Here is a 23,312-nt window from a genome sequence, read left to right on the forward strand (position 1 = left end):
CTGGTGATGGGTGCGCGGGTGGTTTGGCGGTTCGCTTCTATCACGAACCTGGGACAGGCCTGGCCGGGTCCGAGGCGGCCTGCTCGACCTGCTTGCCAGGCCGGGCCGAGAACCGCATCGGGGGTGCGACAGCGAGCTCGCACCTGCCATCGCCTCCGTCTGAGCGCGGTGAACGTCCCTGTTGTACTCACAGGTCTAGGTCCGGGTCGCGTTGGGGCTGTGTCCCGTTATCGAGTGGGTCGTGTGGCGGGGGCTGCGATCCGGTGTTCTCGGTGCGTTCTGCTTCTGGTGGGGGTCGGGTGTCGGCGAGCAGTGTCCCGATTCCCGGTTCTGCTGTGGTGGCGTCCTTTTCGGCTTGGTAGAGCTCCGCTTTGTGTTGGTGGGAGCGTTTCATCACGGCGATGTAGTCGGCGGCATGGTCGAGTCCGGCTTCTTCGACCATGACCGGTGTCGGGTTGAGTTCCAGACTCCAGCCAGGTTCACGACCAGCACTTCGCATCCGTTCCTCGGCAGCCTGGCGGGCGGCGACGGCTTCTTCGGATTGCTGGGCGCGTTCGATCTCCATCCGCAGTTGTCGCAGCCGAACCTGTTTGGTCTGCAACTCATCCGCCCGGGCGAACGGTGCGTCGATACGCGGCGCGTTGACCTCGACCTCACGGCGGTAGCTGCCGATGTCGGCGACCAGTTGAGCACGGGTGTCGTCGAGGCCGGTGTACAGGTTCTCCAGACGGGTAGCGAGCCCCGACGCCGTGGCGGTGCGCCGCTCGGCAGTGGTGAACACCTGGGAGGCGTCGAGAGTAAACCCTGGCCGCCCCGGGCAGTCGAGCCACACGTGGATCTTGTCCTGGGCAAACTCGCGCGAGGCGTGCGCCTGGAGCCCTGACGGTATCGACGCGATCGGCATGGACTGCTTCATGCCGGCACCTTTGAGCTCGTGGTAGACCGCGGTCACCCGCGACAACAGCACCTCGGACCGCTCCGGACGCTTCGACCGGGGACCGGCACCGGGGACGACGAACTCCTTGCCGGCGTCAATCCACTCCTGGTGACCGGCCAGCAGGAGATCGAGTTTCTCGATGCTGCCTTCCAACCGTGGGATGGCCCGGTCCGCTGCAGCCACGACCCGCCGCGCGTGGGAGCGGGAGTCGGCGTGGGCGCTGGCCAGGGCGGACAGGCTTTTCACCTCGTCTTCCAGGGTCGCCATTTCGAGGAACCGTTCGTCGCCGGTCGCGGCGGCTTTGGTCGCCGCGGCCGCCTCAGACAGTGAGTCGTCGGCGATGTCGTCGACTTCGGCGACGTCGTCGAGCTGGCCGCGTTTGGCTTGCTCGATGAACGCCGCCTTGGACTCGACTTTCGACCACATGACGGTGTCGGTGGTGCCTGCGGTGACGTAGTTCAGAATTTCGATCTGCGGATTCTGGTTGCCCTGGCGGATGATCCGGCCTTCGCGTTGCTCGAGATCGGCGGGCCGCCACGGCACGTCCATGTGGTGCAGGCCGATGAGGCGGCCTTGGACGTTCATGCCGGTGCCCATCTTCGATGTCGATCCGACCAGCACCGCGATCCGACCGGCTCGGCAGTCGGCCTGCAACGCCAGTTTCTGCGACGGCGATTTGGCGTCGTGGATGAACGCGATCTTCTCCGCGGGCACCTGGTACTGCTCGACGAGAAGGTCTTTGAGGTTGGAGTACACCGACGGGCCGTCGGGTCGCGGGGTGCCACGGTCACAGAACACCAGCTGCAACGCTCCCCGGATCGGGGACCGCTCCCCTTCCTCGGTGAGATATTCGTTGTCGGCGGTGGCGTGGTAGATGCGGGCGACCTGTTCGGCCACGGCATCGGCGCGGGTGTTTCCCGGATCCGGTTCGAGGTTGGCCAGCGCCGGGTCGAGGGCGACGTTGCGGCCGTCGTTGAGGATCTTGAGCACGTTGTCGATGTCGGCGCGTCGCGGGTCGAGATGGTCGGCCCGATAGTCCAGGTCGGCGATGAAATCGCGCCGCTCCTGACCGGGTGTGCTGGTGATGATCTGCCGCCCGTCATGGACGGGCAGATTGGCTGGGACCTGTTCACGGACAACGACATCGGTGTACTGGGCCGCCATGGCGAACATCTCTTTGGGGTTGGCGAACGCCGACACCTTCGACACGACACGCAGTTTGGTTCCGGTGGCGTTGGGAATCGTCTCGGAGCGGGTCGCGGTGAACGACGCCGCCCAGTCGGTGATCGAGCGGACCCCGGCCGCCTCCAGTACATCCGGGCGTAGGTATTGCTGCATCACCCACGACTCGGCGAGCGAGTTGGCGATCGGGGTGCCGGTGGCGAACGTCGCGACCCGCTCAGCGCCCGGGGTAATGACCCGCCCGGCCGCGACCGCCTGGTGTTGGCGACGTTCACGCAGGTAGTCCAGCTTCAATGACAGGTCCTCGGCCTTGTTCGACCCGGTCAGAGACAGCGAGTCGATCGCGCACTGGCGGCCCTTGTTCTTGTACTCGTGGGCCTCGTCGACGAACAGATAGTCCGCGCCGGTGTCTTCGAACAACACCCCGTGGTCCTTCTTGGCCTGATCGGTCGCGGCGTCGAGTCGTTTCTGGAGCTGCTTCTTTGCCTGTTCGATCTTCTTGACCGTTGCCTGGGTCATGTCGCCTGCGCTCGCGGACAATTCGGCGTCGAGTTCGGCGAGCTGGCCGGAGATGTAGTCGACACGGCGCTGGGGGTGGACCCGGATCGCGGAGAACACCGAGGCTGGGATGATGACCATGTCCCAGTCGCTGGTCGCGGTCTGGGCGGCGAACACGCGGCGGTCCTCAGGCGACATGCCTTTGCGTCCCACGAGTACGTTCGCTGCCGGGTACCACATCTTCACTTCGCGGCCGAACTGCTCGATGAGGTGGGTGGGCACCACGATCCACGGCTGATTGACCAGGCCGCGGCGTTTGAGCTCCATCGCCGACATGAACATCGTGCCGGTCTTGCCCGCACCGACCACGTGATCGAGCAGCACCGTCGGCTCGGCGAGAATCCGCGCTACCGCATCGCGTTGGTAGGGGTGCGGCTCGAACACCGGGGACAGACCGGGCAGTGCCAGCCGTGATCCGTCGTGCTCGGGGCGGACCCAGGTGTTGAAGCGGCGGTTCCACTCAGCGACGAGGCGGTCGCGGCGCTCATCATCCGACCACAGCCACGACCGGAACTCGGTGGTGATCTTCTCGGCTTGGACCTGGGCGAGGATGGTGGCCTGGGCGTCGACTTCCGGTGCCCCCTCTTCCTGCGCTGGCTTGGAGTTTTTGACCACGATCGACCGTTGGTTGAGCAGCATTTCGGTGAGGTCGATCGCATCGAGCGCCTTGTTCTTCCTGTCGGCATTGTCGGCGCCGTACTCGGTGCGCATCAGCGCGCTGTTGCGTTCGTCAGGTGGCACCTCGACGCCCCACGAACCGGCCGCGCGCGTCACTCGGGCACTCGTGGCGCCGAAGGTTTCGCGCACGAACGCTTCGTAGTCGCGCGGCTCGATCCAGGTCGGTCCGAGTTTGACTGACCCGATCTGGGAGGGTTGCTTGTCGTCCGGAATCACCTGCGCCAGTGCTTGTGTTAGCTCTGCCCAGTCCCGGTTACCGGGATCGGTACGGGCAGCTTCGGCGGCGCGGGCGTGTTTGGCGCGCACGTTGCCCGACAACGCTGTGGGCGCGGGCACCAGGTCCTCGGGCATGTCCGGGTCGGCGTAGACCAGCCCACGGATCGACTCGCGCGCCTGCTGGGCGGGCTGGTCGAGCAGTTCGGCGACGCGGTCGAGATCGACTCGCCCGCGTTCACCGAGACTGATCGCGACCGCCTCGGCCGGGGTGTCCGCGCGTGACACCGGGACCGGGGCGACGACGACGTCGCGGGAGAACACCGCGGTCTTGCTGACCGTGCCGGTCTGGTCGTCGTAGCGTTCCAACGCCAGCACGCCGGCCATCCCTGGATCGGCGCGGACCGCCTCGAGATGGGTTTGGCGCCGCGAGGGTGCGCTGACCTGCCATGCTTTCTCATCGAGCTCGGCCGCCACATCCTCGGGCAGCGGGCCGGGATAGTCGGCGCCGTCGGCGTCGCGATTGGCAGTACGCCACTTGCCTTCGAGTTCTGTGAACTTCTTCGCGGCTTCCTCGGCGGTGCGTTCCTTGCCGCCCACCAGCTTCGCCCGGTTCACCGGGCCGTAAATGTTCAGGTAGGCGTCGTAGACCTCGTTGAGGTCCGCGCGCAGCGCGTCACGCTCGGCGCGGCTGCTCTGGGTGCGCTGGGCGGCGATCGTGGCCGCGAACAGATCGCGCAGCCGCAATAGGTGCCGGGTCTCGGTGGTGCGGGTGGCGGGCACCTTCATCGGCTCATCGCCGTCGATCCCGCGGCGGGTGAACACCCCGGTGGTCTCGTCGTAGCTGACGTGCCCGATCGGGATGTCCTCGCCGTAGAGGGCGGCGGCGTCCAGGGCGCCGGCGGTGAACTCCATCCCGGCTGTGGCGGTGTCGTCGGCGAGAAACAGTCCGTCGCCGCGCTCCAGTGCGGCGTCGACGATGTTGGTCAGTCGGTCGTTCAGGTCGGCGGCGACATCGCTGCCGGTTTCGGCGGCCACGACGAGCATTCCGTCGCGGTAGAGCCCGCGATCGACACGCATCGTGCCGAGCACATGTTCTGGGTGGGTGGTGAAGTAGCGGTTCACCCCGATCTCGGTGGTCTCGCCGGTCCGGTCAGGGAGGGCGACGAGGTCAGAATGCAGCCAGTCGGCGTCCGCAGGTGCGGCGACGTCGGCCTCGCGACGGCGGAACACCAGCACGTCGGTGACGACCTGGGTGCCGGCAACCCGTTCGAATGCCGTCGAGGGCAACCGGACCGCGCCGACGAGGTCGGCGACGGCGTGCATGTCGCGGCGCGCCTTGTCCGAGGCGGCATCCAGCGTTCCGGCCGTAGTGATCGCCATGACGTAACCGCCGGGGGCGGTGAGGTTGAGCGACTTGAGCAGGAAGTGGTTGTGGATGCGGTGGCGGGCCGGATTGTGGATCGGGTCGTGCACGGTGAACCCGCCGAACGGCACATTGCCGATCACCGCGGCGAACGAGCCGTCCGGGACGCGGGTGGTCTCGAAACCCTCCAACCGCACCTGGGCGTCGGGGTAGAGAAGATGTGCGATCTGAGCGGTCGTCGGGTCGAGCTCCACGCCCACCATCTGCGCGCCGGGCGGTGCCAGACCGATGAACGTGCCGCTGCCACAACCCGGTTCGAGTACCAGTCCCTCGTCTAACCCAGCGCGAGTCATCGCCGACCACATCGTCTGGGCGATCGCCGGATCGGTGTAGTGGGCGTTGAGTGTGGAGGCCTTCGCCTGACGCCACTGCTCGGAATCCAACAGGGCGCGCAACTGGTCGCGTTCGGGTGCCCACTCCGGCTTGGACTCGTCGAAGATGTCGGCCGCGGCACCCCACCCCGACCACTGCGCCAGGACCTCGTGCTCGGCGGGCGTCGCCGGGCGTCCGGTGCGCGCTGTCTCGGTGAGGACCTCGAGTGCGGCGATATTGGCGCGGGCGCGGGACTTGGCCCCGGAGGGCACGAGCACCGTCCCCGGATGGGTGAACCGGGTCGCAGCCACCACCTCGGTCGGTGCCGGGGTGGTGGCCTCGTCGAGGGCCGCGATGCTCGGCGGCTCCGGTTCCGGTGCCTCCGAGTCGGGGATGGGGTCGGGTTCGAGGCCGGCCACCACATGGTCGGCCTTGACGTAGACGACCGAGCCGTCCGGGCGGCGTGCGGGGGCGACTCGGGTGCTCGCCCACGCTGTCAGCGGCAACCCGGTCTCGGACTGCGGCACCTGCGGCAGTGCGTCGTCGGCCTTCGGTGGCAGCGGCGTGCCGCCGGGGTCGACGACGGCGGGGTCAGTTGGGATCCGCAGATCGTCCAGAGACTCAAACAGCAGTCCCTGGCCGTCGTCGACTACCTCCGCACGCGCTCGGCGTCGGCGCGATCCTGATCGGCCAGCGCTGCGTCCACCATCGCGGTCAGCTCCGGAACCAGCGGATGTGCCGGCCCGTCGGGCACCGGCAGTCCGTCGGTCAGACGTGCTTCCAGCAGTTGCTCGGCCCACACCTGAAACCGTGGTGTCTGATCCGGCCACACCTGCTCGGTCAGTCGTTCGGTCTCTCGGCTCGCCTCGATCGCCCACTGCGTCAGCCACCGTTGCATCCCGGTCATCGTGTCCGGGTTCGGCTCGTCGTCCGGCTGATCGTCGTCCTCGGGACTGCTGAATCCCTCCCACAGCGTCGCCAGCACCGTCTCCTCCGCCGAGTACCGGGCCTGCTGATACAGCCGCTGCGTCGTCAGCACGTCCGGGTCGTTGCCCCCGTGCTGGTCCTTCCACGCCGCGATCGTCGTCAGCTCGGTCTGAGACTGCGTCTGAGCGATCTCGGCTTCCAGCCGTGTCACTTCCGCGGTCAGGAAGTCCTCGAACTGCGTGCGGTCCATCTGCGTCAGTTCCTGGGCGTACCGCTCGGTCAGTGCCGTGCGCAGATCGTGAAACATCGGTGTCCTCCTCGGTGTGGGTATCCATAGTGCTCTGCGGTGCCGACATCCGCTGCCCGGATGGGTCGGTGTCGGCGAGTAGATCGAACAGATTGGGGGTGTTGTCCTCAGGGGTGGCGTTGCGTGCCATACGTCGAGCTCCTACCAAAGTGAGGTCCACTCCCGCCCGGACTACGCCGGGGCGAGGGTGGGTGGCTATCGTTTCTCACTGGTCAGAGGCTCGATCTCTGGCCGATCAGTGCCCTGGCAGGTGTTGACGCACCTGCCAGGGCCTGAGACATCTCACGGCGGGTCCTCGCCGTCGCCGGGTTTAGTCGTCATGGTGTGCTCCGTCGTGGTCAGGTCCGTGGTGGTGTCTGGGCTGTCGTCGGCGTTGGCGCAGCGTGGCTTTGGTGATGACGATGACGCCGGTGATAGCTCCGACCACCAGCAGCACGAAGCAGCCGACGAGGGCGATATGAACCGGTGGCGGCATGAGCTGGCTTTCGCGGTCTATGCGGCGGTGGTGTGGTCGGCGGGTGGGTCGAACCATCCCGGCGGTGGTGGAGTGCTCGCACCGGTGAGTGTGTCGGTGGCGGTGTGTTTTTCGGGGGTGCACAGGTACAGCGGCCCGTTTTCGGCGGTGAGTGTTCGCCAGTGGGCGTCGAGGTGGGCGGTCCACCACGACGACAGCGCGGCGGGGTCTTCGCTCAGGCGGGCGGTCTCCCAGGCCTTCCACAGCTCCTCGAGGCGGATGACGACTTCGTCGTGGCGCCACCACTGCGCGCACCAGCGGGTGTCGCGGTCGAAGCGTCCGGCTTTGATGTGGCTGAGCCAGTTGGTGAACCAGTCGGCGCCGGAGGTGAACCGCCAGTGCGCGCGGTTGTCGTCGTCGGGGGTGTCGGTGTCGTGGGTGGTCATCAGAAGGTCGTCCTTTCCCGGGTGGTGGCGGCGAGGGGCGGTGCAGTGGTCAGTGCTGTCTGCTGGGCTGCGCGTTCAGTCGCGCAGGCCTTCTTGGAGGCGTCGATCAGCTCGGCGTAGGGGCCGAGCCAGTAGGAGTTCTTGGTGGTGACGACGGTGCGGTTACCGGAGGTGGCCAGCACTGCCCTTTCGGCGGGAAGTGCTTTGAGGTCGTCGATACCGAGAATGGGTTCGCTGGACCAGGATTCGCTGGTGCTGGTCGATCCCAGACCGGAGTTGGAGTGCGAGCGGCTGCGGCGGCGGACGTCGCGTTGGCCGATCATGCGGCTGAGGCCCGACAGGTATGACTCGTTGTTCGATGATCCGGCGTAGATGTAGACGTTCGAGGAGTCCACGAGCATGTCGAGTTTGTCCTTGGACCACACTTTCGCGGCCTGGGCCAGCGATTGCAGCATGGTGACGATGACGATGCCCTGGCTGCCGAAGTGGGAGTACCAGTCGGGTAGTTCGGGCAGCTTGCACACGTTGGCGGCCTCATCGAGCACTGCCACGACGGGCACCGGCAGACGTCCACCGTTGCGCCGTGCTTGGGCGACGGAGGCTTTGAAGATGGTGTCGGCCAGGGCGGTGGTCAGCGCGGTGGCCGATCCGGCCCCTTCCATCGACAGCGCGTACATGGTGTCGGTGGAGGTGACGAACGCTTGCGGATCGAACTTGGGCAGGTCGTGGCGAATGTCGTTGCTGCCGACGGTGTTGTCGCCGTCGAACCGCACACGTTGGGGTGGGAGGACCGATCGGGCGTAGGCGGGCACGGTCATGACGTTGATGAACCGGCGCGCCATGTCGTAGAGGCCGTCTTGCTGGCGGGGGTTGAGGTTGGCGGCGGTGTCGATCTTGGCCGCTGCGTCGTGGTGGCCGTGGCGAGTCAGCACCTGGCGGGCGACTTTGAGTTTGGGGTCGGTGAGCCAGCCGTCGACGTGTTTGAGGTCTCCCCCACCGACGGCTGCGGCCAGAATATGCAGGGCCAACAGTTCTTTGGCGCCGCCGTCGAAGTAGGCGTCGAGGCGTGATCCTTCGGCGGTTTCGGCGGCGGCGAAGATCGCGGCCAGCTCGCGGGCGTCGGAGAGTTCGTGCACGCACCAGAACGGGTCCCACCACCACTGCTGGCCCTGAGTGCCGGCGATGTGCTGGAGGTCCGAGAGCCAAATGGTGCCGCGGGTGCGTGGCGGTTCGCGCCGCTGGGTGCGGTAGGCCCACAGTGCGCGCAACCCTTGTCGGCTGGTGTCGGCCACGACGGCGGGAGCGGCGTCGAGGTCGTTGCGGTCACGGACCCAGCGGGTGGCGTCGTAGATGTCGGGCTTGTTGGAGGTGGCGAACACGGCGCCGGGCGCCTGGCAGATCATCGGGATGGCGTAGCCGGTGGTCTTGCCGCATCGGGGTCCGCCGATGACGAGTCCGACCCACTCCCAGCTCATGTAGAGCGCGGAGGTGCCCGCGCCGATCAGCGATCCCAGCACCAGCCCGTAGTCGAGGTGCCCGGTGATGGCGTCGCGGCCGCGGAGGCGCTGCGCGGAGTGCTTGGCGTCGCGGGCGGTGATGGCGTGCAGTTCCCGGGGACGGGGAAGAAACTGTGCCACCTGGTCGAACTCACGTAGCACGGCGGTGGCGGCGCGATGACGTCCCACCACGACCGCGATCGCGGCGGCGGTGATGACCGCGACCACCAGGAGCACGGTGGAGGCCACCGGCCACTCGAATGTGCCGTCGACGGCGGCGGTGGCCGGGTTGATCAGCACCGGGCCGGGATGGCCGGTGAGCCAGCATCCGGCCCGCCAGCACACGTAGATGATCGCCAGCAGCGCAAACACGGCTGCGGCGAGGTAGTAGCCGATCATGGATTCGTGTTGGCCGCGGTCGCGGCGATGGGTTGTGCTCACAGCTGGGCTCCGGTGTCGAGGGTGACGCTGGCCCCGACGTCAGGGGCCGGGGTGATCTGCCAGCCGTTGTCGCCGGCGGCGATCAACGCGGCTTCGGGCGCGGGTTCGGTGTCGGCGATGAGCTCGCTGGTCGAGCGGTACCTGCCCGCGGCCGCGGCGTCGTCGACGTCGATCGCGTAGTTCGCGGCCGCGGTCGACACCTGCCCGAGCAGGTCGGTGTCGGCGACCTCGCCGAGGTCGTGGTCGCGGTCGCGACCAGAGATGGTGTCGGGGTCGACGCCGGCCTCACGTAGCCGCTCATCCCAGGCGTGCGCCCATTGCTCGGCGCGCTGCACGGTGGCCTGGGTCTGGGCTTCCCGGGCGGTGTCACCGCCGCGGGCGGCCTCGGCGGCGGCCTCGCGGGCCAGGTCGGCCGCGGCGTGCGCTCCGGCCCAGCGCGCCATCAGATCCGGTGTCAGCGGGTGGCGTTCGGCACTGGTGTCGGTGTAGCGGGGCGGACGGACGCCGGTGGCGCGCGCGGTGTTCAGGCGTTGCTGGGCGCGGGTCTGCCGGGAACGTCGGCGGTGCTGCTGGTTGCGGACCTGACGCAGCGCGTCGTCGGCGTGGCGGCGGGAGTGACGCATGATCGTGCGGATTTCGTCGAAGATGTCGTCGACTTCGCGGCTGTTGTCCTGGGTGACGTTGTGTGGGTCGAGCATGGGGCGTGCCTTCCTTCGAGGGGCGGTGTTGGGCGGTCGGTGGTCAGGTGTCGGCGCGGGGGTAGGTGGCGACTTTCCAGTGGCCGTCGATGCGGACGAGTTCGGCTGTGACGGTGAACTTTCGGTAGGAGGTCACCGTGGCGTCGATGCCGAGCACGGTTTGGGTGACAGTGCCGTGCGCGCTGGCCTTCTGCGGTGAGATCAGCACTGCCGAGGCGTTGTCGACGCGGGCGGTGATGACGTCGAGGGATTGCTTCCAGGCGCCCCACTGGGCGCTGGGCCGCACTGTGGCGGGGCTGTCCGCCGAGGCCAGTGCCTGGCCGGTGAGGGTGGCGCGGGTGCGGCGCAGCGCGTCGGTGGGTGAGGTGTCGGTGGCGGGTTGCCAACTGAACATGGTGGTCACGGTGGTGGTGAACACCCCGATCGGTTCGGCGCGATCGGGCAGGCCGGGCGGGGTGCTGTAGTGCTCGCCGTGGTCATCGTGGCCGTGTGCGTGTTCGGTGGTGTCGTCGCTGCCGGAGCATCCGGCCAGTGCGGCGATCAGCACGATCGCGATGACGGCCAGCAGGTGGTGGTGGCGACGGTGGTGATGGCGGTGGTGGTTCATCGGTTCTTCTCCGGAAGTCCTTGATCGGCGAACTGTTTGGCGTAGGCGATGACTTTCTGGCCGTACGGGCGGGTCTGGGTGTCGTAGTCGCCGCCGGTGGGTGTTCCGCCGGCATTGAGGACCGCGCCGACTCCGGCGTTGTAGGCGTAGGCGTAGAGAATTTCGCGGCCCTCGGCGGGTTCTTTCACCCGCCCAGAAGCGATCGCGGCGTCGATCTGTTTGGCGTTCGCGCACGAGAACCGGCCGGCGGCCATGACGGCGTCACCGATGTCGGTGGCCGAGGCGCGGCCGTTGCCGTCATCGTCTTTGGCCCAGGACGGGTAGGTGTAGTCCATGAACTGCATCGGCCCCTTCGCCCCTGCCGGGGACACCAAGGAGGCGTTGAACCCGGTCTCCTGCTTACCGATCCCGCCGAGGAACGCCGAGCTGATCTGCGGGCACAGCACCCCGGCTTTGCGGAACCACGGCTCGTAGGCCGGTGGGACCCGCCCGGCGGCGAGGTTGTCGACTCCCCCGCCGTGCTGGTCCTCGACCGGGCCGCAGTCGACGCCCTCGTCGGCGCCGATCCCGCCGGTGATACCGGGCGCGGTGTAGACCTCATTGCCGCGGGGCATGCCGTGGCCTTCGACGGTGGCGTGGACGTGGTCGAAGTGGTTCTGGGTGGGGTCGCCGCGGTCGTTCATGACGTTGGACTTGCCGACGGCCGGGTAGTAGGTCTGACGCCAGATCGTGTACTCGAGCTTGAAGTGCTTCTTGTTGTCGAGGATGTATTTGTTGACGGCGTTGCCGAGCGCGATCCCTTGTGCGGAGGTGTAGTTGGGGATCATGACGTCGACGGCGCGACCGGACGGGTGGTCGTTGTAGCCGCCGCCGTCGGCGCGCCAGCCGCCGATGGTCTGGATCTGGGGGAACTTGGCGGCGATCGCGCGGGCGAGGCGGATGGTGTCGACCTGGAAGTGCGCTTCGGAGCCCTTGGATTTCGGCAGCGGCGGCAGCGGGCCCGACGGCCCTGACGGTGCGGGCGGGCCGCTGGGGGCGCCCGCTGGTGGCGGCACCGCGGCGGCGTTGAGAAAGGTGCCTGCGGGTGCGGGTTTCTTGCCGGTGACCCCGGCGGTCTTGGAGGTGGTCGGCCAGGCATTCCAGCCTTGGGAACCCAGGACGCGGTTGGCGACCTCCATTTGCTGTTCGCGGGTGGCTTTGTCGGCGGTCGGCGCGTACTGCGCGCCGCCGGCGCCGGTCCAGGTCGAGGCCGCGAACTGCAATCCGCCGTAGTAGCCGTTGCCGGTGTTGATCTTCCAGTTGCCGCCGGATTCGTGCTTGGCCACGGCATCCCAGTCGGCGGCGGTGACCACGTCGGCGGCGGGCAGGACCCGGGGTGCGGTGAGTATCCGCGGCCCGCCCGGTTGGGCGGGCGCTCGCCCGGCCGGGGCGGCGCCGGGTTCGGGGCTGGTGGACACCCACCCGGCTGGGTCGACCGATCGGCCGCCGGTGAAGTCGCGGTGCCCGCCATCCCACACCTCGAAATGCAGGTGCGGGCCGGTGGATTGGCCGTCGTTGCCGAGCTTGGCGATGTGTTGTCCGGAGGTGACTTTCTGGCCGGCTTTGACCAGCACGCCGTCGGCGAACATGTGCCCGTAGACCGTGGACCACACGTGCCCGTTGATGTTGTGGGTGAGCACGATCCAGTGCCCGAACCCTGAGGCGGTCCCGGCGGCGGTGACGGTGCCGTCGGCGGCGGCATAGATCGGTGCGCCGACTGCCCCGGCCAGGTCGATGCCTTCGTGCATCGCCCCGTCGCGCATCCCGTAGCCGGAGGTGATCTGAAAGTCCTTGACTTTCATCGGCTTGACCTTGGCGCCGGGTGAGAGGGAGGCGTCGGCGGGTTGGTCGACACCGCTGGTCAGCGGCAGACACGCGTCGTCGTCGCCGGCCACGGAGATGATGACTGTGCATGAGGCGAAGAACCCCATCACCAGTGCCAGCAGCGGCACCAGCAGTTTGGAGGCGTTGCCCTCACCCACGAGGCAGACCCCGATAGTCGGCGGTGGTGGTGTCGAGGTCGCGGACGTGCTCGGTGAGGGCCTTGTTCATCGAGCGCATGACGTCGAGGCGGGTGGCCCATTCGCGGTCGCGGGCGGTGACGTCGCGGCCGACCCCGGCTGCTCGGCACCACCGCATGACGCTGTTGGTGCCGGCGCCGATGTTGGCGGCGACGTCGGCGGCCGCGGCGGTCAGCGACAGCGATGTGCGAGCGAGTAGCTCAGCCACGGCGCGCACGGCCAGTCGCCGGACTTCCTCGGAGTGGGCGGTGCGGCGCGGGTTGGGTTCGATCACCCAGTCCTGCACCTGCTCCCAGGCACTGGGGTGCGGGTCGATCGGGGTGGCCACCCCCGGGTCGCTGTCGGTGCTCATGCCGCGGATCCGGACTTGGCGCCGCGGCCGCGGGCGAAGCGCTTGTTGGTGTTGTGCATCTCGGTGGCGCGCTCGGTGGCGGTCAACCGCATCTGCACCGGGATACCGGGCTGCTCACCCTCTTTGATCAAGAACTTGCCCATACCCGGGGGGACGGTGTTGGTTTCGGTGCCGGTCGCGCGGACCCCGTCGGCCCAGGCCGATTCGCTGATCTCGGAGACGACCGGGTCGTCGATGCCGCGGGGGGTGGTGGCCCACTCGGCGAGGGTGGCGGCTTCTTTCTCGTTGAGGTTGACCTTGCCCTCCATCAGCGAGGCTTCGTCCTCGGGCAGCGGGAAGCACACCTTGACCCGGGCGCGGTCGAGAAAGCCCATGGCGCGCTGGCGATCTTCCATCGAGTCGAACGCCTGGAGGTCCTTGACGGTGTGGGTGGTGAACAGGCTGCCGGTGCCCTGTTCGCGCTGGACGCGGGTCACTTCGTCGACGCGCCACACGATGCCGTTGCCCACACCGAGCACCAGCGAGAACTCGTCGCACACCAGGTCGTAGTTGCGGGGCTCTTGCAGGCCGTGATCGGAGAGCAGATGCGAGGCTTCGACGGCGGAGAACCCGTCCGACCAGCACGCCAGGAGCACCGCGGCGCGCAGCTTGCGGGCGTTGGCCGGCAGCCGGGACATGTCCACGCACACCCCGAGTGCGTCGATATCGATGGGCTCTTTGGTGGGGGCGTTGAAAATCTCGCCGAACTGCCCCGACACCAGCTGATCGAGCGACTGGCGCAGGTTCTCGGTCAGCAGCAGGTAGCGGTCGACGGCGATCGCGTCATGGGGTCGACGGCCCAGGGCGCCGGAGGCATCGAGGAGGTCCTGGTGGGCGCGGCGCAGTTCGGGATTGGTATCGGCGTCGCGGGCGGTGGCGTCGATGAGGGTTTGCGGGACCTGACGCAGCAGGGTGAGCACATCGCCGGGCAGGGGCGCATTGGTCAAGGTGAACTCGTTGGCCGTGCCGTAGAGCACCCGCAACGCGGTGGTCAGCAGGGTCTCCTCATGCGGAGCGATCGGGCGGCCGGAACTGATCTCGAGCAGGCCGGTCGCGGCGGTGACCTGGCGGGCCCGCATTTCGCGTTCGGCGAGTTGGCGGGCCGCGGCGGGCAATCGGGCGATGAGGTTGCCGAAGGTGCCCACGGCCAGCGGATTCATCGGCGAGTCGAATCCGACGCTGGTGACCTGCGGGGTGACCGGGGTGACACCGTCCTCGCGGTACTGCACCCGGCCGGTGCTGTCGTGCAGGACCATCTGACGCATCATGTTGACGAAGTCGGGTCGGTGATCGCCCATGATGAGCGGCCGGACCCCGGTCGCGAGGTCGTGGCAGACGATGCGCCGGTTGAGCGTGCTTTTGCCGAATCCGTTGAGGCCGAACACCATCGCTGACGGTGCGGTGATCTGGCCGGCCTCGAACCAGCCGATCTGGTCGAACCCGACGGGTTGGCCGGTGTCGAGGTGCGAGCCGACGGGCGCGCCGTCCAGGGGGGCTGAGGCGCCGATGGGGAACGGATAGAACCCCGGAACGTGCGCGGTGGTGCCGCGCAGTTCGTTGGGGCGGCGCACGTGGGCGACGTGGCCGCCGCCACGCCCGTCGAAGCCCCGGTTGGTGCGGATCAGGGCGGGCACATCGAACTGGATCGGCCGGGCAACGGCGGCTTCGTGGCGTTCCCGGCGGCGGGCGTCGTTGCCGAGTTTCTGTCGGGCGAGGTAGCCGTTGACGCCACCGCTGCGGGCGGTGTCGAGCAGGTCCTCGCGGGTGTCGTCGTCGTAGAACATCGTCGGCTTGGTGGAGCGTTCTTTGGCGCTCGGTGGGGTGGCTGAGGCGGCGCCGGCGTCCAGGCGCAACGTCGAGGGCGCGGTGGTGTCGCCACCAGCGGCGGTGGTGGTTTTACGGAGGTCGGTGACGGTCATGGTGGCGTCTCGCAATCGGTTAGCGGTGGCGGTGGCGCAGGGCTTCGTCGGTGATGTCGCCGTGTTCGGGCAGCAACACCCCGAGTCCGATGCCGGCGGCGAACAGTTCGGCGTGGCGGTCATAGCCGTTGCGCACGCCGAGGCGGGCGAACAGCGGCAACCGGTCGCGCACGGAGTCCACCGACGGGGTACGAGGGCGCGGCTCGGTGATCGTCAGCGTCGCGCCGAACCGCTGCAGAGCGGGCTCGAAGGTGAGTCGGATCGGGTCATCGGGGTGGATGGTCTCGGCGATCCGGGTGGCTCGCCAGGTGATCGCCAGCCGGGTGCGTGGGGTGGTTGGGTCCCGCTCGAGGAGCTGGGCCAGTACCGAACCCATCGCGTGGGGCGGTTCGAGCACGTGTGGGGCGATCACCCATGTCGCCGAGTGCAGGTCGTTGTGGCAGAACGCATCGCGCACCCGGTGTGGTGTCGAGTCCGGTGCGATGTCGGCGAATGCGGGCGCCGGGTCGTCGGCCAGGCCGCCGCGGTAGGCCCGCACTCCGACCGCGGCGACCTGTGCTGCGGTCAGCGGTGTGGTGGGCAGCCCGGCGGCGTGCAGGGACCCGATCAGGGTGTGCAGGCGCCGGCCCACTTCCACGGCCATTTCGTCGGGAGTGGACTTCGTTGCTGAGGTGGCCGCGACGAAGGTCACCGCGAGATAGGTGTCGGTGGCGAGGTCGGCGACGTCGAGGTGGTGATGGCCCTCGGGGATCATCCACTGCCGGTGGGCGGTGTCGGTGCGGGGGAAGTGGTCGGCGACTGCGGTGACCGCGACGACATCCCAGGCGTCGGCGCCGAAGTCGATGCGGGTGTAGTCGCACAGTTGCTGCCAGTCGCGCAGTGTCGCCCCGGTCGCGGCGAGGATCACCGTGTAGTGGCCGGTGGCGTGTGCCCGGATCAGGCCGTAGTCGTGACCGCCGGCCGAGCGGTGTTCGGTGATCGACAGGACGGTGTTGATTTGGGGCAGCGTCGTCGCCGAGGTGGACAGGCGGGCGCGTGAGCGCTGCAGCAACGAGGTCAGGGCCGGGAGCGTCGGCATTGGCGGGGTGGTCCTTTCTGTCCCGGTTAGGCGGCGAGCTTGTCGGAGACGGTGCTCTCTTCGGAGAGCACGACGCCGAAACCCAGTCCGGCGCAGAAGGTGACGAGTTGTTCGTCGCGGGCCGGTTCGAGTGGGGTGGCCGCCGAGAGGCCCAGATCGGTGACGAGGGTGTCGATCTTCTGGGTATCGGCGCCGATCGGGCAGGTGGCGGTCACGATCATCGACACCCGGGTCACGCCCGCACCGCGAGCTTGTTCCTTGCGGGCGTCTTCGGCGCTGTCCAGGCGTACCAGTGCGCGTTCGGGTAGTTTGCCGACGTGGGTGCGCACGGCCTGGCGGGCATCGTTGTGGTCTTTGTTGACGATGGTGGTGGCTTGGGCCGGGGTGTAGGGCTGGTAGACGAAGGTGACTCGTTTGCGGGGTACGTCGCTGTGGGGGGACAGCAGATCGACAAGTACGTTGGAGTCGAACGGCGCCTCGGGTTCGTTGCGCATCGTCCACGACATCGACTGCGCCGCATCGTGAAGCAGGCGGCCGTGTTGGTCTGAGGCCGAGGTCGGTCCGCAGTCTTCCCACCGCAGGCGCATCGGTTCCCCGCTCATCAGCCCGATCTCGAGGTCGAGCTCGTCGGCTGGGGAGAAACTGCGGCGGGCGATCGCGCAGATTTCGCGTTCGAGCATCGGCCGCACCCGCAGACCGGCGGCGTGGCAGTAGTCCCGAATCCGTCCGAGACGACGCGCCAACTCGTTGCCCATGTCGGTGGCATCGCGTTTGCGGTGCATGGTGTCCGCGCGCCAGGTCAATCCGATCCGGGCTTCCAGGCGCACTTCGGCGGTCGGTACCGCTTCGGTGGCTTCGATGATGATCTTGCGGGCCAGCGCCGGTGCTGTGTCCTTGAGCCGGGACCGCACGATTGTCGAGGCCCGCATCCCCGACTCGGGCAGCGTCTCCATGGTGATTGTCGCGGCCACGAAGTCCGGCGATTGCCCGAGGAAGGTGAGCATGTCTCCGAGGCGGGCGACCCAGCGATCGCGCACAGGCTGGTCATTCCACTCCCCGCCCTGGGGCCAGGTCCGTAGCACCAGGGTGTAGAAGTTCTTCGACGACAACCTGATCAGACCGAACGGTGCCGACCCGTCGCCGGGTGAGAAGTCGAACGTCTCGGCCGTCGCCAGCGGCCCCGGTAGTGGGGTGCCGTCGGGGATCATCGTGAACGGCCCGGACCGCAGCAGAGTCTCACCATTACGGCGGGCCTTCGACACCGAGCGTGCACCCATGCCCAGCTCCCAGGCTGAGCGCCCCCGCAGCGACACCACCAGCGGCACAAACAGCACTGCCAGCGTGAACGGCAGCCCGAAGAACTTGATCACACCGGGCAGCGGCAGCATCAGGCCCACAACGGCGACGAACATGAACACCAGCAGCACCATCGTCGAGAACATGGTGAACCCGAACGCGCCGGAGGACCGGAACGCCGCGGCCGGGCGGTACAGCAATCGGCGGGTGCCGGCTTTGTCTGTCATGACAACCTCTTTCGACAGTCAGAGAGATGGGGTGGGCGGCTAGTGCGCCATGGCGTGTTCGTTCCAACCCGAACGCATCGGCGGCGGACTACTCAGTGACGGGTCGGAGCTGGTGGATTCGACTTCGGATTCGACGCTGTCGGCGACGGTTTGCATGGCTGCCCCGGCGAGCCCGCCGGCCGAACCCATGGCGTCGCCCAGCCCGGACGTGGGACCACCGCCGCCGCCGGAGCTGGCCTGTCCGCCCTGGCCGCCGGAGAGGGCGGGTTGGGCGCCGGGGCCGCCACCGCCCGACGGTGGTGGCGGTGAGGGCGCCGATGCCGTGGAGATCCCGCCCGAGGGTCCACCGCCGCCGCGACCGGCTATCGAGGACATGCCGCCCGCGCTCGCACCGCCGCTGGCCCCGGCGGTCGCCCCGCCCGAGGCGGCCATGGCCGCGACCTTGCCCGCCGCGACGCCGGCACCGATGGCCGCGCCGGCCGCCGCGGCACCCGAGCCGCCGCCCCCCATGCTCGCCACAGCAGGGGCAATCAAACGCATCAGTGCGGGTAATACGAACGCGCACAGCATCATCAGCACCATGCCGAGCACGACCTGTTGGGCGTTGTCTTTGGAGGCCCCGGCACGGAAAGCCACGAAGTAGGTCAGCGCGCCGACGGGTTTGAACAGCAGGAACGCCACCGACCAGGCCACGAGCCGCTGATAGCTCTGCGACCCGGGGCCGGTGCCGGAGAACGCCGCGGCCACCGGCAGCGCGGCGACGACCAGCAGCAGCATCGCCTCACGCACCACCAGCAACGCCAACTGCAAGAAGGCTCCGAGGAATCCGACGAGGGCGAAGATGCCGATGGCGGTGGTGCCCAGCGCGGAGTTGGTCAGCAAGTTGAGTTTGAGGAAGTTCTTGATGACGTCGCCGTTGCCGCCGCCTGCGGTCACTGATTCGCTGACCAGCCAGTTGGAGATGCCGTCGGCGATCTGCCCGCCGACGGTCAGTGCCAGCGGGATCGCGGCGGTGGCCATCGCCGAGCGGAAGATCAGTTTGAAGCCCTCCTCGGCGTCATCGGCCATGGAGCGTTTGCGGTCGATCATCATCCGCAGGCCGAAGAACATCAGCGAGAACGTCAGGCCCACGATCTGGATTTGCAGGGTGTGGTCGTGCACTTCCTGCATGAGGGAGGAACTGTTGTCCAACTGCGGGTTCGGCAGCTTGATCCACCACGCCAACGCCCACGTCAGGATCGTCTGGTAGCCCTCGAGCAGCGAGTTGACGATCTTCTCGAACGACCCGCCGACCACACTGCCGGCCACATTGCTGGCCGCGTTGCCCGCGGCGCCGCACACCGCGCGGCTCAACGGGCCCGCGACGTCGCACAGCGGGTTCGCGGCGGCCCTGCCGGCACCGGCCCACGACGACACCGTCGCGACAATCAGCGCCACCACGACCGCTACATGGGTCCGGCGGCCGGTCAGAAAAGTGCGCAGACGCCCCCGTCGGCCGGAACGCGTTTCCCGGAGGTGAGAGTCGTTGTGGTGGTTCACCATGGGGTCCACCCATCGCCAGTGGTCGAAATCAGCAGGCGGCTGGGATCGTTGCCGGGTTCGGGGACCACCCATTTCCACTGACCGTTGCGCCAGACCATGTCGACACCGACCGAGATGGCGGTGAAGCCGTCGTCACGATTGAGAGGTTGGGCGAACTCGACGTGGGCGAAGTCCTTCGAGTAGGTGGTGATACGGACCGCGACCGGCACATCCCGCATCTGCGCGGGCAACTCAGGGTTACCGGCATAGACTTGCGCGCCATTGGTGCGCAGAGTGTCGGCCTCGGGACGAGCGGCCTCAGAGACCACGGCTGCGCGATCAAGGAGCGCGATGTTCTGGTCATCAGGTGCCCAGGTGGCGCGCTGGCCGATTTGCCAGGCCGCCAGCGCCGCGCCCTGCGGGGTGTGGGCAAACCCGGTGGGTACCCCGTCTGTGCTGATCGCGGTCGGACCGTCCGAGGTGGAGAACGGGATCGTCGCGCCGTACACGCGCTGCCACATCAATCCCTCCGGTGGTGGGAGCACAGCCTCAGGCTCATCGGTGTCCGAGGGATCGGTGGTCTGCGGGAGGACCTGGCCGAGCGGGTTGGTCGGGGTTTCCACCCGGCGGCCGCGGGTGTCGGTGGTGGGCACCCCGAACGCGTCGTCGGGCAGCCGGGTGACCGGGGTTTGCGGCGTACCCGACGTCGGTGTGTCCGTGGCGGTGACCTGTGGCGGAGCCGACGTATCGTCATCGTCGCCGCGGACGGCGACCAGCACGGCCATGCCGATGACGATGGTCAACACCAGCAGCGACAGCACCAGGGTGGTGCCTTTGTAGCCGCCGGACTGGCGCAGTGAGTGCAGCGCCGCAAGGCGGCCGAGGTCCTCGCGAGGATCAGGGGTGCTCATGATGGCTAGGCTCCTGTCAGTGCGACCATGTCGGTCGGCGTGGCCGTGATCGCGTCCACCGGTGAGGCGCCCGCCGCGGCGTCGGGCAGCAGCAGCCGCCAATCACCGAACGCGGGTGCCCACACGACCGTGGTGTGGTTGACCGTCATTGAGCCGTCCGGCAGCCGGGTGTAGATGTCGACGGACGTCTTGTCGGGGGTGAACGCGGTCAGTTTCCAGCCCTGTACTTGCGGGGCCTGACCAGCGGGTACACCCGAGGTGGTCGACAGCTGAATGCGGTTGGTGATGAAGTCATCTCGCGTCTGTCCAGGTGCGATGAGTTCACGGACCACCTGCGGCCACTGGTCATCGAGCGCTACCGAGAGACGCACGATGGCATTGACCGCGGCCAGCCCAGCTCCCGGCGGTGTGCGGTCGAACCCTTCCGGAGCGACGGCATCTGTCACCTCGGTGGGGCCTTCGGCGGCTTGGGGAATGCGCATGCCGTTGAACTCCACCCATCGCAGCTCGGTGGGTGGCGTCGTCAACGGAATCTGTTGCGGCGTCGACGGTGTGGCGGTGTCGGGGTCTGATCCGCATCCCGTCAGCAACCCGGCCAGCGCGTAGGCGGCAACGAGAGCAGCGATCAGCCGAAGACCAGCACCGCCGCGGCGAGGTTGCCGGCGATCGCGACCACCCACACCCCGAAGATGATCTTGGTGAACCACTCCCCCGCGGTGATCTGTGCGAGTGGATGCTCGCGCACCTTGTCGAACGCGATCGAGGCGCCCAGAAAGACCAGATGCACGAGTGCGAGCATGTTGGCTACGAACACGAACCAGCCGCCGATCAGGGTGATGTTGTTCATCACCTCGGTAGGCAGTTTCGCGTACGCCACTGTCATGGTGGTGTTCATCGCTGTAGCTTTCGGTCCGCACGGCTCACCCCTGCCCGCCCGCAGCCTGGATGATCGTGGCGCTGGTCGCGATCAGCATCGTCCCGACAACCGCGCCGATCGCGATCTTCACGCCCTTGTTGTCGCCGCGGTCGGTGATCTTGTCGAAGGCGATGTACCCGCCACCGACGACGATCGCCACGGCGGTGGCGAAGTAGGCCAGGAAGGTGACCCACCCGCCGAATGTGTTGAGGCGGTCCGACAAACCGGGAATCGGGATGGGGTTGAACGCCACGTAGGTGGTGGTGGCTTTGGCCGAGGCGAGCGTGGACTGGAGCATGATCTCTTCCTTCTCGTGAGGGTGGAGGTTGTGGAGTTGTGCCGTTATGGGGTTGTGCCGGCGTCGCCTGACATCACCGCGACTGCGGCGTCACGAAGGCCTTGGCCGACGGCGGCGATGTCCGGGGTGACGACGGTGCGCGGATCGGTGCGCCGCGCCGCTGGGGCCGGGTCGGGACCGGTCGAGGGCAGCTCGTTGAGCGGGGTGTCGACGAGGTAGTCGTGCCAGGCGACGTGCCACACGTGCGCGAAAAGCCCGGACCCGACAAGCAATTCGCGATCGCGGCGGAGCCGGGCGGTCGGCTTTCCCTTCCGCCCGGCTACCAGCACCAACCCCAGCAGCTGCACATGTGCTGGCGCATTGTTCGTCGCGTACTGGCGCGCGGCCAGCGACGCCGCGGCCAGGCCGCGCGCCGATTCCCGCGCAACGAGTACCGCGAACGGTGGCTCGTCGGCCCGCCCTGGCCACAACTGGCCGGAATCGCCGACATGTTCGAGCTGGGCCGCGAGCGTGGACACTCCGGCACCGCCATGACAGCCCACGGCCGCCACCAGATGCGCCGGTAACCGTGTCGTGCGCCGCCCCAACATCTCCGACGCGCTCGGCGGCAAAATCGACGCACCCCGAATCGCTCCGGCGTTGTGCGCCGACACCGTCTCCACACTCGCGGCCATCGTTGTTATGCCCCCTTCGGCGTGAGCTGTGGGAAGGTGACCTTGAGACCCGGGACTGCCTTCTCCGCCTGTCGGGAGAGGTCGACGGCAGCGTCGGTGACGGTCTTGCGCACCTGATCGGCGGCACCACCGAGTGCCTTGTAGGGGGCGTCGGCCTGCTCCGCGGTCCAGTTGGCGGTGTAGGTCTGGCCGCCGATGGTGGTCTCGGCGTTGACATCGCCACCGACGTTGACCTGGTAGTGCACTGCGGGCAGACCAGCTTTGGCGGCTTGGCCGGCGGGCAGATGCACCTCGAACTGATTGGCGCCGGGATTGGGCAGCGGAGCCGGTTGCGGACGCGGCGGTTGCGGGACGCGGCGGTTCGGGTCGGGCTGGCCGGGCAGCCCGGGCTGACGCGGGTTCGCACCCGGATCTCCGGCACCAAGGGCGTGCGCGAGGAGTCCACCGGCCGTTCCACCGGCTACACCGCCGACGATCGCCGCGGGGATACCCAGGGCCGCGGCACCGATCGCCGCACCGGCGGCCGCACCGATCGCCGCGCCCGTTCCGGTGTGCGCGCCGGGGAAGGGCACCACCATGGTCGACCCGATGACGGCTCCCACGCCGGTACCGATCAACGCGCCACCGACACCGCCGGTCACTGCTGCGGGCACGCCGAGGGCGACCGCACCTGCGGTGCCGCCGAGCGCCACACCGATGATGGTGGCGGCAGCCTGGCGGGACGCTTCGTCCTCGGGAACCCCGACCGAGATGAGGCCCTGGGCGATCTTTGCTTCGCCATAGGCCGACCACTCGTTGATCGAGACCCGCTGACGGTCGGTCAGCCAGGGAGCATCGCGTTTGAGCTGGTCTTCCTCGACGAGGAAGTTGCCCACGCGCAACGTCTTCGGGGGCGGGGCAATTGGGCGGACCGGCGCGACCGGGCGGGGCAGGGTGTAGGCCCGCGGCGGCGCCGGGTTGTAGACGGTGTCGTAGTTGGGCTGGTTGTACGCCTGCGGATCGGCGTAGGGCCGGTATGGCGCTTCCAGGGGCGGTGCCGGGATAGCGCCCGGACCGGGGTTGTAGTTGTAGCTCGGCGCAGTCTGCTGCGGAGGTGCGACCGGTGGGGTTGCGTCGTCGCCGCCACCGCCGACCCCACCCTGCTCGAATCCATCGTCGGTCTCGCCCTGGTCGATACCGCCCTGTTCGTAGGCTGCGGCCGGGCTGTCGACCAGGAGGGTGGCTCCGAAGGAACCGGAAACCATCAGCGCGGCAAGCACTGTCCCGACGAATGGGGTGGCTGGTGGGGCGGTGCGGTGCCGGCGTTGTGCCCGCGACCGCCGGGGCGGGGTGTCGAACC

Annotated in this window: 19 protein-coding genes; 1 reads left to right on the forward strand and 18 read right to left on the reverse strand. The window is 68.3% G+C overall.

Features of this window, described 5'->3' with window-relative positions; all coding sequences use genetic code 11:
- Positions 1-187: 187 nt before the first annotated feature.
- The 14 genes from ACFUEJ_RS10970 to ACFUEJ_RS11035 form a co-directional block, all read right to left on the reverse strand.
- Positions 188-5,833 carry a DEAD/DEAH box helicase family protein gene (locus ACFUEJ_RS10970; protein ID WP_388029279.1) on the reverse strand — a complete coding sequence of 1,882 codons (5,646 nt, stop codon included), beginning with the start codon at positions 5,831-5,833 and terminating at the stop codon, positions 188-190.
- Positions 5,834-5,955: 122 nt separating this feature from the next.
- Positions 5,956-6,540 carry a hypothetical protein gene (locus ACFUEJ_RS10975; protein WP_338857871.1) on the reverse strand — a complete coding sequence of 195 codons (585 nt, stop codon included), beginning with the start codon at positions 6,538-6,540 and terminating at the stop codon, positions 5,956-5,958.
- Between the two features lie 492 nt (positions 6,541-7,032).
- Complete coding sequence (locus ACFUEJ_RS10980) at positions 7,033-7,440, reverse strand: DUF4913 domain-containing protein (protein WP_388029281.1); 408 nt, start codon at positions 7,438-7,440, stop codon at positions 7,033-7,035.
- Positions 7,440-9,377 carry a type IV secretory system conjugative DNA transfer family protein gene (locus ACFUEJ_RS10985; protein WP_388029284.1) on the reverse strand — a complete coding sequence of 646 codons (1,938 nt, stop codon included), beginning with the start codon at positions 9,375-9,377 and terminating at the stop codon, positions 7,440-7,442. Before ACFUEJ_RS10985 ends, ACFUEJ_RS10980 begins: the two co-directional genes overlap by 1 nt.
- Positions 9,374-10,075, reverse strand: a complete 702-nt coding sequence (locus ACFUEJ_RS10990; RefSeq protein WP_388029286.1) for a hypothetical protein — start codon at positions 10,073-10,075, stop codon at positions 9,374-9,376. The genes ACFUEJ_RS10985 and ACFUEJ_RS10990 overlap by 4 nt, the downstream gene beginning before the upstream one ends.
- A 43-nt stretch (positions 10,076-10,118) precedes the next feature.
- Positions 10,119-10,682 (reverse strand): hypothetical protein, encoded by a 564-nt coding sequence (locus ACFUEJ_RS10995; protein ID WP_277244357.1) that lies wholly within the window; start codon positions 10,680-10,682, stop codon positions 10,119-10,121.
- A complete protein-coding gene (locus tag ACFUEJ_RS11000) occupies positions 10,679-12,703 on the reverse strand; it encodes a transglycosylase family protein (protein WP_388029289.1) in 2,025 nt (674 codons plus the stop codon). The genes ACFUEJ_RS10995 and ACFUEJ_RS11000 overlap by 4 nt, the downstream gene beginning before the upstream one ends.
- Complete coding sequence (locus ACFUEJ_RS11005) at positions 12,696-13,094, reverse strand: hypothetical protein (RefSeq protein ID WP_388029292.1); 399 nt, start codon at positions 13,092-13,094, stop codon at positions 12,696-12,698. The genes ACFUEJ_RS11000 and ACFUEJ_RS11005 overlap by 8 nt, the downstream gene beginning before the upstream one ends.
- Positions 13,091-15,052: a hypothetical protein gene (locus ACFUEJ_RS11010; protein WP_388029295.1), complete on the reverse strand. Its 1,962-nt coding sequence runs from the start codon at positions 15,050-15,052 to the stop codon at positions 13,091-13,093. Before ACFUEJ_RS11010 ends, ACFUEJ_RS11005 begins: the two co-directional genes overlap by 4 nt.
- Positions 15,053-15,071: 19 nt before the next feature.
- The gene (locus tag ACFUEJ_RS11015) at positions 15,072-16,130 is read right to left on the reverse strand and encodes a hypothetical protein (RefSeq protein ID WP_388029298.1); all 1,059 of its coding nucleotides are present in this window, start codon (positions 16,128-16,130) and stop codon (positions 15,072-15,074) included.
- Positions 16,131-16,156: 26 nt separating this feature from the next.
- On the reverse strand, positions 16,157-17,653 hold the full coding sequence (locus tag ACFUEJ_RS11020) for an SCO6880 family protein (protein ID WP_388029300.1): 1,497 nt from the start codon (positions 17,651-17,653) through the stop codon (positions 16,157-16,159).
- Between the two features lie 39 nt (positions 17,654-17,692).
- Positions 17,693-19,093, reverse strand: coding sequence for a hypothetical protein (locus ACFUEJ_RS11025; RefSeq protein ID WP_388029303.1), 1,401 nt, complete (start codon positions 19,091-19,093; stop codon positions 17,693-17,695).
- Positions 19,094-19,188: 95 nt separating this feature from the next.
- Complete coding sequence (locus ACFUEJ_RS11030; RefSeq protein ID WP_388029306.1) at positions 19,189-20,085, reverse strand: hypothetical protein; 897 nt, start codon at positions 20,083-20,085, stop codon at positions 19,189-19,191.
- A gap of 5 nt (positions 20,086-20,090) precedes the next feature.
- Positions 20,091-20,567 (reverse strand): hypothetical protein, encoded by a 477-nt coding sequence (locus ACFUEJ_RS11035; protein ID WP_277244349.1) that lies wholly within the window; start codon positions 20,565-20,567, stop codon positions 20,091-20,093.
- Here ACFUEJ_RS11035 and ACFUEJ_RS11040 point away from each other — a divergent pair.
- On the forward strand, positions 20,566-20,691 hold the full coding sequence (locus ACFUEJ_RS11040) for a hypothetical protein (RefSeq protein WP_280362045.1): 126 nt from the start codon (positions 20,566-20,568) through the stop codon (positions 20,689-20,691). The two genes, ACFUEJ_RS11035 and ACFUEJ_RS11040, sit on opposite strands and share 2 nt — an antisense overlap.
- A 19-nt stretch (positions 20,692-20,710) precedes the next feature.
- On the opposite strand, the gene ACFUEJ_RS11045 is transcribed toward ACFUEJ_RS11040, so the two are convergent.
- From ACFUEJ_RS11045 to ACFUEJ_RS11060, 4 genes are read right to left on the reverse strand one after another with little or no spacing between them, the layout of a single operon-like run.
- The gene (locus ACFUEJ_RS11045; RefSeq protein ID WP_044508700.1) at positions 20,711-20,980 is read right to left on the reverse strand and encodes a hypothetical protein; all 270 of its coding nucleotides are present in this window, start codon (positions 20,978-20,980) and stop codon (positions 20,711-20,713) included.
- A gap of 25 nt (positions 20,981-21,005) precedes the next feature.
- Entirely contained in the window at positions 21,006-21,299 is a 294-nt protein-coding gene (locus ACFUEJ_RS11050) for a hypothetical protein (RefSeq protein WP_277244347.1), read from the reverse strand.
- Positions 21,300-21,343: 44 nt separating this feature from the next.
- Positions 21,344-21,973, reverse strand: coding sequence for a hypothetical protein (locus ACFUEJ_RS11055; protein WP_388029309.1), 630 nt, complete (start codon positions 21,971-21,973; stop codon positions 21,344-21,346).
- Positions 21,974-21,978: 5 nt separating this feature from the next.
- Positions 21,979-23,217 carry a hypothetical protein gene (locus tag ACFUEJ_RS11060; protein WP_388029311.1) on the reverse strand — a complete coding sequence of 413 codons (1,239 nt, stop codon included), beginning with the start codon at positions 23,215-23,217 and terminating at the stop codon, positions 21,979-21,981.
- Positions 23,218-23,312: the final 95 nt, after the last annotated feature.

The organism is Gordonia sp. NPDC057258 (assembly GCF_042668985.1).
Taxonomy (GTDB): Bacteria; Actinomycetota; Actinomycetes; order Mycobacteriales; family Mycobacteriaceae; genus Gordonia; species Gordonia hongkongensis.